At 42.2% G+C, this 524-nt stretch carries 1 pseudogene; it reads left to right on the plus strand.

The window, feature by feature from the left end:
• Positions 1–468, plus strand: a pseudogene (locus tag ACFILW_RS11140) (DUF3792 domain-containing protein); the annotation flags it as partial.
• Positions 469–524: the final 56 nt, after the last annotated feature.

The raw sequence follows: 524 nt of genomic DNA on the forward strand, positions 1-524 counted from the left end.
AAACAAACCTATCAAGCTGCACTCAATGATATTGGTTCTGCGATAACAGCTTTCAAAAATGATCCTTCTTACTATCGCACCACTTTAAAAAATCTTGGTGAGCGCTTATCTGATCGTGTAGAAGATCTCACGACAAAATTTGATCGAAGCGATATCATCAATGCCCTCATAAAAGATGGCATGCCCCGTGCGGATGCACAAACAGCAGTAAACCGTGCCGTTCAACTCTATCAAAGAGCAGAGGAAAAGACCGAAAAAGCCATCAAAGCCTTTGAAGAACAGGCAGAAACACTCTCAGACAATCTTGAGGATACGATCAAGGGCGCCAAAAACACTGCAACTAAAGCCACAAAAACAGCCTCCAATATGGGGTGGTGGGGCTTTTTAGGCAGTCTGGTAGGCGCCATTATTTCCAGTGTTTTTGGCTATTATGGTTATAGAAGCCGTAAGGACACTTTCATGCTTTAAAACGTCTACCTTTAAAGCAAATACATAAAAAGCTGCACGCATAGTGCAGCTTTTTT

This window comes from Bartonella sp. TT110JLCBS (assembly GCF_042193405.1).
In the GTDB taxonomy this organism is placed as follows: domain Bacteria; phylum Pseudomonadota; class Alphaproteobacteria; order Rhizobiales; family Rhizobiaceae; genus Bartonella.